The organism is Streptomyces roseolus (assembly GCF_014649855.1).
GTDB lineage: Bacteria > Actinomycetota > Actinomycetes > Streptomycetales > Streptomycetaceae > Streptomyces > Streptomyces roseolus.
The window spans coordinates 66,081-75,368 of sequence record NZ_BMTV01000034.1; the positions used below are offsets into that span (position 1 = coordinate 66,081).

Here is a 9,288-nt window from a genome sequence, read left to right on the forward strand (position 1 = left end):
CGGAAACCGAACGGCCGCCAGGTTAGGCATCCCTCATTAATACTTGCAAGTTCAAACATCTCCGGGTGAGGGGCCGTGGGGGGCGCGCCTGCGGTAAGAGTTCCGTAGGTCTGGACCACAGGCGCGCCGAATTCACGCCGTTTTCGCGCCGGCGCTTCCGCTCCGGCCCACGGTGTGTCAGGAGGCCGGTGGTCAGCAGGCGTTGAGCACGGACTGGAGGGCGCTCTTCTCCGCCGAGTCGACGCTGAGGTTGTAGTGGTGCTTCACGTGGACCCAGGCGCGGGCGTAGGTGCAGCGGTACGCGGTGCGCGGCGGCAGCCACTCGGCCGGGTCGAGGTCGCTCTTGGCCTGGTTGACGTTGTCCGTGACGGCTATGAGCTGCGGCCGGGTGAGGTCGTTGGCGAAGCCCTGGCGCTGGGCGGTGGTCCACGAGTTGGCGCCCGAGCGCCAGGCCTCGGCGAGCGCGACGACGTGGTCGATGTCGAGGTCGGAGGCGGCCGTCCAGGTGGCGCCGTCGTACTGCGAGTACCAGCTGCCGCTGACGGAGGCGCAGGAGGAGTCGGTGACGACGTTCGAGCCGTCCCGCTTGAGGACGGTCTCGCGGGTGTTGCAGGCGCCGGACTGGGTGATCCAGTGCGGGAAGAGGTCCCGGCTGTAACCGGTGAGGGAACCTTCCGCCTTGACCGTGAGGGAGGCCAGGTAGGTGCGGGCGGTGGCGGCGCTGACCGGGGTCGGCATCGCGGCCTGCGCGGAGGGCGCGGTGGTGACGAGGCCGGTGAGGGCGAGGGCGGCGGTGGAGGCGAGCACGGCGGCTCGACGCGCGTAGACCTTGCCGATGGGCATGGGGGACTCCCTTGATTCGGTGGGACCTCGGCGGTTCGGCCGGCCCCGTGCGGTACCGGGCGGCGGCCCGGTCATCGTGTCGGCGCGAGGTTTCGCCAGGGGGTGCGCCAGGTAACAGAGTGGCGACATGAACACGTCACATCAAGGGGTGTGACGTGCCCTGACGGAGCGCCAGATTCCGCCGGTGGGAGGGGCGGAGGGAGTGCGTCCGTGAAGACCGCCCGCACGCGCCCGCCGCACGCGCCCGCGCTCACCGCCGCCGCGCATGTCCTCGCGTACGACCGCGAGCATGACCGCGAGCACGACTTGCGCCCGCCCGCCCGTCCGTGTGCGCGGTGCCTGCCCGCGCCGCCCCCCGCGCGACGCCCGCCTGGCCGCCCGCGCAGACGCCACCGCGCGCGGCCGGGTCGTCCGGCCGCGCGCGGTGGCGAGTCGTGTGGTGTGTCGTGGTGTGTCGTGGTGTGTTGCGGTGCCGTGTGCCGTGTGCCGTGTGCCGTGGTGCCGCGGTGGGTGGGTCGGCGGGGCGGGAGTCCGGGGGTTACTCCGGTACGACTCCGAGGGTCATCGTCCCGTCCCCGTTCGCGTCCAGCCGCAGGCGGGTCAGGTCCGGCACGTACAGGTCCGGCGCGAAGGCCGCCGCGCGCGGGCCCACGCCCACCACCCGCATCCCGGCCGCCTTCGCCGCCTGGATGCCGGCCTCGGAGTCCTCGAAGGCCACGCACTCCGCCGGGGCCGTGCCGAGCTCGGCGGCGCCCTTGAGGAAGCCCTCCGGGTCCGGCTTGCTCGCGCCGACCAGCTCGGCGGTCACCCGGGTCGCCGGCATCCGCAGGCCCGCCGCGCCCATCCGGGCCTGGGCGAGGGCCTCGTCCGCCGAGGTCACCAGGGCGTGCGGGAAGTCCGTGATCGCGTCCATGAAGGCGGGGGCGCCGGGCACCGGCACGACGCCGTCGACGTCGGCGGTCTCCTCGGCGAGCAGCACGGCGTTGTCCGCGTGGTTCTCGGCCATCGGGCGGTCGGGGAGGAGGAGCGCCATCGTGGCGTAGCCCTGGCGGCCGTGCACCACCTTCAGCACCTCGCCGGCGTCGAGCCCCCGCCGGTCCGCCCAGCGGCGCCAGCAGCGCTCCACGACGGCGTCCGAGTTGACCAGGGTGCCGTCCATGTCGAGCAGGAGGGCGCGGGCGGTGAGCGTTGCCGGGATGGCGGCCATGGGGTCTCCAGGGGGTGGTGCGGAGAACGAAGCGGTCCCGCCCGCCGGTCAGGGAGTACGGGCGGGGCCACTTTGTTTCTTCACGATACAAAACCGTGGGCCGTCTTGGCCACCCGGCCCCTGCCGACCCCTCCGCCGACGCCCTGCCGACCCCTCCGCCGCCCCCCGGGGCCCTCCCTCCCGGGCGCGTCAGCGGTAGGAGTTCCTGGTCTCCCGCTCCAGCTTGCGCCGGGTGTCCGGGCCGTACACGCCCTCCGGGTCCCCCAGCTGCCAGAACCGGCTCTGGTACTGGATCAGCGCCGAGCGCAGCCCCTCGTCGAAGACCCCGTCGGCCTCGCCCGGGTAGACCCACAGCAGCCGCAGCCGCGTCTGGAGCTCCTCCACCTCCGGCCCCGTGTCCCCGAGGCTCAGCGTGGCCCCCTCGGGGGCGTCCGTGCGGGTGGGGGCGGGCGAGGCGGTCGTCGGGGCCACGGGAGCCGCGGGCGCCGAGGAAGCGGGGCTGGGCGGGGTCGCGGCGCCGGTCGCGGACGGCGAAGCGGTCGGCGCCGCGGCCGTCGTCCGGGCGGCCGAGGGGGACGGGGACGCCGACGAGGCCGTCGGGGTCGGGGACGACGAGCTGGGCGAGGGCTTCCGCGAGGGGGTCCGGCTCGGCGTGGGGCTGTCGGAGGACGGGGACGGTTCCTCCGAGACGGCCAGGTTCAGGGACGCGCTCGTGGTCACCTCGGGCACGATCGCCCGGTTCTCGGGCTCCTCGCCGCCGAAGACCGCGGCGGCCAGCGCGGCCGTGCCGACCACGGCCGCCGCCGCGACGCCCGCGACCAGGGCACCGCTCCGGCGCCGGCGCGACCGCTCCTGCCGCGCCCCGGCCGCCACGGGCGCCCCGCCCGCCCAGGAGTCGTCGGCACCCCCCGCGCCGCCGGCCCCGCCGAGCAGCAGCGGCATGGTCGCGTCGGCCCCGCCTCCGGAGCCGTACGGCGGGGGAGCGGGAGAGAAGCCGTCGTCGTGCGGCCCGTACCCCTCGTGGCCGCCGTACCCCTCGTGGTCTCCGGGCCTGCCGTACCCTTCGGGGCCGCCGTACCCTTCGGGGCCGCCGTACCCTTCGGGGCCGCCGGGGCCGCCGGGGCCGCCGTGCCCCTCGCGGCCGCCGTGACCACCAGGGCCACGGGCGCCCCCAGACCCGCCGTACCCCTCAGGTCCCCCGGTGCCCCCGGGTCCCACCCGTACCGCGCTCAGCTGCGCCGTCGGCGGGTCGCCCGCCTCGTCGGCGGGCGCGTCCAGCGTCACGTACGGCCTGATCCGGAGCGGGTCGAAGTCCTCGGCCGCCGCCGCCTCCGCCGTACGGGCGCAGGCGCAGCCCGGTCTCCGACCACCGCAATCAGGACATGCGTGTCCGGTCATGATGTGTCCCCTCCCCAACGCAACTGGCAGTGATTATGCAGGCGGCCCCCCGCACCCGGGTGAACACGCGTGCCCCTCCGCAGGCCATATCCGGACATTCGACTCAGGATGGAGAACACGTTCGCGCAGGGAGGCGCCCATGGCCCAGGAGACAAGCCCACCGCAGCTCGGAGAGGGACAGAGCCGCCGCACCGTGCTCGTCGCGATCGGCGCGCTGCTGCTCGGCATGCTGCTCGCCGCGCTCGACCAGACGATCGTCTCCACGGCCCTGCCCACGATCGTCAGCGAGCTCGGCGGCATGGAGCACCTCTCCTGGGTGGTCACCGCCTACATGCTGGCCTCCACGGCCGCGACGCCCCTGTGGGGCAAGCTCGGCGACCAGTACGGGCGGAAGAAGCTCTTCCAGGGCGCGATCGTCCTCTTCCTCGTCGGCTCGGCGCTCTGCGGCATCGCCCAGGACATGCCGCAGCTCATCGCCTTCCGCGCGGTCCAGGGCCTCGGCGGCGGCGGGCTCATGGTGCTGTCGATGGCGATCGTCGGCGACCTCGTGTCGCCCCGGGAGCGCGGCAAGTACCAGGGCCTCTTCGGTGCCGTCTTCGGCGCCACCAGCGTCCTCGGCCCGCTCCTCGGCGGGTTCTTCACCGAGCACCTCTCCTGGCGCTGGGTCTTCTACATCAACCTTCCCGTCGGCGTCGTCGCCCTCTTCGTCATCGCCGCCGTCCTCCACATCCCGGTCCGCTCCACCCGCCACACCATCGACTACCTCGGCACCTTCCTCATCGCCTCGGTCGCCACCTGTCTCGTCCTCGTCGCCTCCCTCGGCGGCACCACCTGGGCCTGGGGCTCGCCGCAGATCATCGGGCTCGCGCTGCTCGGAGCCGTCCTGCTCGTCTGGTTCGTGCGCGTCGAGCGGCGCGCCGCCGAACCCGTCCTGCCGCTCAAGCTCTTCCGGATCCGGACCTTCGCCCTGGTCTCGGTCATCAGCTTCGTCGTCGGCTTCGCGATGTTCGGCGCGATGACCTACCTGCCGACCTTCCTCCAGATCGTGCAGGGCGTCAGCCCCACCATGTCCGGCGTCCACATGCTGCCCATGGTCGTCGGCATGCTGCTGACCTCCACCGCCTCCGGGCAGATCGTGTCGCGGACCGGCCGCTGGAAGGTCTTCCCGGTCGCCGGCACCGCCGTCACCGCGCTCGGCCTGCTCCTCCTCAACGAGCTGACCGAGACGACGCCCACCTGGCAGATGAGCCTCTACTTCTTCGTCTTCGGCGCCGGACTCGGCCTCGTCATGCAGGTCCTCGTCCTCGTCGTGCAGAACGCCGTCGGATACGAGGACCTGGGCGTCGCCACCTCCGGGGCGACCTTCTTCCGTTCCATCGGCGCGTCCTTCGGCGTCGCCGTCTTCGGCACCGTCTTCACCAACCGGCTCACCCACAAGCTGGAGGACGTCTTCGCGCGGGTCGCCCAGGAGGGCACGGAGCTGCCGCCCGGCGTCGGGCCCGGCGACGTCGCCGCCGACCCGCGCGCCATCGGCCGGCTCCCCGCCGCGCTGCGGCCCGAGGTCCTCCACGCGTACGCCACCTCCATCACGGACGTCTTCCTGTACGCCGCCCCCGTCGTCCTCGTCGCCTTCGTCGTCGCCTGCTTCCTCAGGGAGGACCCGCTGCGCGCCTCCGTGACCGCGCCCGACACCAGCCAGACCCTCGCCTCCAACCCGGTCGAGCGCTCCTCCTACGAGGAGGCCGCCCGCGCGCTCTCCGTCCTCGGCTCCCGTGAGGGCCGCAAGGAGGTCTACGAGCGGATCACCGCCCGCGCCGGGCTCGACCTGCGGCCCGCCTCCAGCTGGCTGCTGCTGCGCATCCGCCGCCACGGCGCCGTCGAGCCGGCCCGGCTCGCCGAGACCGTGCCCGTGCCGCTCCGGGTCGTCTCCGAGGCCGCCCGCGAGGTCGAGGAGCGGCGGCTCGCCCGCCGCGAGGGGCTCCACCTCGTCCTCACCGAGGAGGGCGCCGCCACCGCCGCCCGCCTCGCCGAGGCCCGCGAGGAGTCCCTCGCCGAACTCCTCGGCGACTGGTGGGGACCCGACCGCCCCACGGACCTGGTGCAGCTGGTCGAGGAGCTCAACGCGGAGCTCTGCGGCTCCGACGCGGAACGCCCCCGCGCGCCGGAACCGCCCCGGGACCACCGCGCCTGACGACGGCTCAGCCCGGCTCGGTGCCCTGTCCAGCCGAAGATCGACTTCCAGTCGCAGGGGGACGGACAGGATGAGCAGTCACGAGCCGGGACAGAACCGGCCGCCGCAGCCGGGACACGCCCCGGGACAGCACCCGGACGGACCCGCGTACGGCGTCGTGTACGCGGCCCCGCCCACCCGCCCGCCGTCGCACCGGGGCGCCTGGATCGGCGCGGCCGCCACCCTGGTGGCGGCCGTGATCGGCGTCGTCGGCACGTACCTGGTGAGCAGCGGCGAGGACGACGCCCCGGCCGCCGCGCCGGCCCCGGCGCCGACCACCGCGAGCCCGGCGGCGGACGACCGGCCGACCCGGGACGCCACCCCCGGCGCGGACGCCACGCCGACCGCGGACGCCGCCACCGCCCCCGCCCCGGAGACGACCTCGGCGGCCCCGGCCGGGCCCGCGCCCGACAGCGTCCACTGGCAGGGCACCCTCGTCATCACGTACGTGGAGGACAAGGACCTCGACGCGGCGCCGCACGTCATGTCCGAGATCAACAGCGACAACGACTTCGCCGTCTACCCGTTCGGCGACCACATGCTGCGCCCCGACAACGGCGCCAAGGCGCTCGTGTGGAAGGGCGCGAAGGCGCCGACCTACGCGGACTGCGCGGGCGTCGTCGGCACGCAGGCCACCTCGAACGACATCCGCATCAAGACCGGCCTCACCGTCTGCGGCCGCACCGGTGAGGGCAAGCTCCTCCGGATGACCGTCAGGGACATGGCGGGCCAGGCCGCCGACACGAACGCCACCTTCGACGTCGTCGTCTGGGCCGGCGAACCGGCCTGACCCGTCTCAGAGCTCCTTGCCGTACCAGATCTCCGTGTACGGCCCCGTGCAGTACGCCGGGATCTCCCCGTACCCGTGCCGCACGTACAGCGCCCGCGCCTCGACCAGGTCGAGGCGGGTGTTGAGCACCGCCCGGCGGGCGCCGAGCGCGCGGGCGGCCTCCTCCAGGCCGCTCACGAGCAGGTCGGCGCCGCCGAGGCCGCGGAAGGCGTGACGGACGAACACCCGGGTCAGCTCGGCCCGTTCGGCGTCGAGGAGGACCAGGCCGCCGCACGCGGCGGCCTTCCCGTCGTACCGCCCGACCAGGAACTGCCCGGCGGGCGGGGCGAGCAGGTCGAGCCCCTCGTCGATCATCTCCTCGTCGTACTCGTCCTCGGTCAGGACGCGGCCGTAGTAGCGGCCCGCGACGTCGCCGAAGTAGTCGCGGCGGAGCGAGGTGGCGTCCGGGGTGTCGACGCGCTCGGAGGAGAAGGTCCAGGTCATGCGGGCCATTCTGCGGCCCGCACGACCACGGCCGCCGCCGGTTTTCGCCCCGGCCCCGCCCCGGCTCTGGCCCCGGCCCCCGCTCCGGCTACTTCGGCGCCGCCTGCTGCACGACCTCGAAGGACCACAACGTCGACCCGGAGGCGGCCGGCTTCGGACGCTCGCCGCCGCCCTCGCCGCCGGCGGTGCCCTGGTGGGCCGCCTTCATGGAACCGTTCATCCAGTTCTGGAAGTCCTCCTCGCTGCGCCACCGGGTGTACACCAGGTACTGGTCGGTGCCCTCCAGCGGCCGCAGCAGCTCGAACCACTCGAACCCGTCGGAGCCCTCCACGGCACCGGCCCGCGAGGCGAACCGCTGCTCGAGAACCTCCCGCTGCTCGGCGGGCACGGTCAGGACGTTGATCTTTACCACACTAGGCACATGACACCTCTCAGGAAGCACAGGCCGGGCGCTGCGCCGAGCCTTGATCACGTACGTGCAGTCTCGTACATCCGCCAGTCAAAGCGGTGAGGACGACTCGCAGGCGTCGCCCGTGGCGCAGCGCGAACGATGCGCCTCGCTGATCGCGTCGAAGGGGTGGAGCGACGCGGGCCACTTCGAGGACGTGGGCAAGTCGGGGTGGGACCCGAGCATCCACCGCCCGGGGTTCGAAGAGATGATGACGGCCGTGCGCGGCGGGCACGTGGACGCCGTGGTGGTCTTCTCGCTGTCCCGCTTGACACGCCGTGGCGCGCTGGAAGCGATGCGCATCATCGAGGAGTTGGAGACGCACGGCGTCCGGCTGGTGAGCGTCGAGGAGCCGTACCTCGACACGTCCACGCCGGTCGGTGTCGGAATCCTCGCGATCATCGCGGGCCTGGCACAGCAGGAGTCCGACATGAAGTCGGCCTACGTCTCTGCCACCAAGGACACGTTGCGGCGGGCTGGTAGCCATGTTTCCGGCGTCGCCCCGTACGGCTTCACGTCGGAGAGGACGACCAGCGGCAAGCTGTCCGTCGTCCGACTCGTCCCGGACCCGGTGGAAGCCCCGCACGTCCGTGACATGGCCAAGTGGGCGGCAGAAGGAGTGTCCGCCTCGCAGATCGCCAAGCGACTCAATGAGGACGGCGTGCCCACGAAGGCGGAGTCCCTGGGGGAGTCGGGCGCCAAGCGCCTCGCCTCGCGCCGTGCGCGCGGAGTCTCGGAAGCCGTGGAGCGGCCCGCGTGGGTGTCGTCCACCGTCCTGCGCATCCTGCGGGACCCGCGCCTTGCCGGGTACGCGATCGAGTGGCAGGGACGGGTACAGGCGACCAAGGACGCCGATGGAAACCCCGTCCCCTGCAAGACGGGGAAGCGCGTCATCCTGCGTGACGACGAAGGGCAGCCCGTCCTGTCACACGAAGGGCTGATCCCAGCGGAGGAGTGGTGGAAGCTCCAGGACGTGCTGGACGGCCGGACGCAGATGGTCGTACGAGCGGGCCGACGTGTCCCTACTTTGCTGGCCGGACAGGGACTGCTGTTCTGCGACGTCTGCGGTTCGGTGATGGTGACTGACCGACGGGCCGGGAAGCTCTACTACAAGTGCAACCGGGCCGGGGGAGTGGTCCCGGGCCACGGTGGTCTCGTCATCGGCCAGGACGCGGCGGACAGCGAGACGGCGGGGCGGGTGTGGGCCCGTCTCATGGCCATGGACCCTGACGACCCGGAAGACCTCGAATGGCTGGCCGAGGCGTCACGGCGCTTCGCCCGCCAACAGGACACCTCCCAGCGGGACGCGGAACGCGCGGCGGTGCGAGCCGAGTTGGAACACGTGCGGGAGTCCCGCCGCATCCTCCACGTGGACCGGCTGGCCGGCGTCTACGCCGACGAGACCGGTGCGCAGATGTTCAGGGAGTCCATGGCGCGGTTGGCTGCCCATGAGGAGCGGATGGCCGAACGGCTGGCGGAACTGGAGGCGACCGGCAACCGAAGCATTCAGATCCCCAACGAGTGGACGAGCGTGGACGGAGATCCCATCGGGGAGCGTTCGACATGGGCGGCGTGGGACCTTGAGAAGAAACGGGAGTTCCTGGCGCTCTTCATCGACTCCGTGAGGATCACCAAGTCCGTCGGCAGGGGCCGGAACGCGAACACGAGGGACCGGGTGATCGTGCGATGGGCTGCGGCGCCTGACTCTGCGGGCGCCTGAGCCGCCTGAGAGGTCTACACGGTCCGCCGCCAGGAAAGCGGGTGGCGGGCCGTATGGCGTTCCTGAGCCTCGCCGGTTTACAGGTCGCCCTAAGAGGTCGTTTTCTCCCGATGTTTCATCCCGGGATCGGATGTTCTGTGGGTTCTTTCGGGTCGTGCCAGGAGATGGT

Annotated in this window: 8 protein-coding genes; 3 read left to right on the top strand and 5 right to left on the bottom strand. The window is 72.8% G+C overall.

Going from position 1 to position 9,288, the window contains the following annotated elements; all coding sequences use genetic code 11:
- Nucleotides 1-192 precede the first annotated feature (192 nt).
- From IE245_RS31425 to IE245_RS31435, 3 genes are all read right to left on the bottom strand, one after another.
- Nucleotides 193-837 (bottom strand): HNH endonuclease family protein, encoded by a 645-nt coding sequence (locus tag IE245_RS31425; protein ID WP_189953835.1) that lies wholly within the window; start codon nt 835-837, stop codon nt 193-195.
- Between the two features lie 544 nt (nt 838-1,381).
- Nucleotides 1,382-2,041 (bottom strand): HAD-IA family hydrolase, encoded by a 660-nt coding sequence (locus IE245_RS31430; RefSeq protein ID WP_189953836.1) that lies wholly within the window; start codon nt 2,039-2,041, stop codon nt 1,382-1,384.
- Between the two features lie 198 nt (nt 2,042-2,239).
- Nucleotides 2,240-3,448 (bottom strand): peptidoglycan-binding domain-containing protein, encoded by a 1,209-nt coding sequence (locus IE245_RS31435; RefSeq protein WP_189953818.1) that lies wholly within the window; start codon nt 3,446-3,448, stop codon nt 2,240-2,242.
- Nucleotides 3,449-3,587: 139 nt separating this feature from the next.
- On the opposite strand from IE245_RS31435, the gene IE245_RS31440 reads away from it, so the two are divergent.
- Nucleotides 3,588-5,639, top strand: coding sequence for an MDR family MFS transporter (locus IE245_RS31440; protein WP_189953819.1), 2,052 nt, complete (start codon nt 3,588-3,590; stop codon nt 5,637-5,639).
- Nucleotides 5,640-5,709: 70 nt separating this feature from the next.
- Complete coding sequence (locus IE245_RS31445; protein WP_189953821.1) at nt 5,710-6,468, top strand: hypothetical protein; 759 nt, start codon at nt 5,710-5,712, stop codon at nt 6,466-6,468.
- A gap of 6 nt (nt 6,469-6,474) precedes the next feature.
- On the opposite strand, the gene IE245_RS31450 is transcribed toward IE245_RS31445, so the two are convergent.
- Both IE245_RS31450 and IE245_RS31455 read right to left on the bottom strand, forming a co-directional pair.
- Nucleotides 6,475-6,960, bottom strand: a complete 486-nt coding sequence (locus IE245_RS31450; RefSeq protein WP_189953824.1) for a GNAT family N-acetyltransferase — start codon at nt 6,958-6,960, stop codon at nt 6,475-6,477.
- A gap of 79 nt (nt 6,961-7,039) precedes the next feature.
- Complete coding sequence (locus IE245_RS31455) at nt 7,040-7,372, bottom strand: antibiotic biosynthesis monooxygenase family protein (RefSeq protein ID WP_189953826.1); 333 nt, start codon at nt 7,370-7,372, stop codon at nt 7,040-7,042.
- A gap of 55 nt (nt 7,373-7,427) precedes the next feature.
- Here IE245_RS31455 and IE245_RS31460 point away from each other — a divergent pair, with 55 nt between their 5' ends.
- Nucleotides 7,428-9,119 (top strand): recombinase family protein, encoded by a 1,692-nt coding sequence (locus tag IE245_RS31460; protein WP_268256603.1) that lies wholly within the window; start codon nt 7,428-7,430, stop codon nt 9,117-9,119.
- Nucleotides 9,120-9,288: the final 169 nt, after the last annotated feature.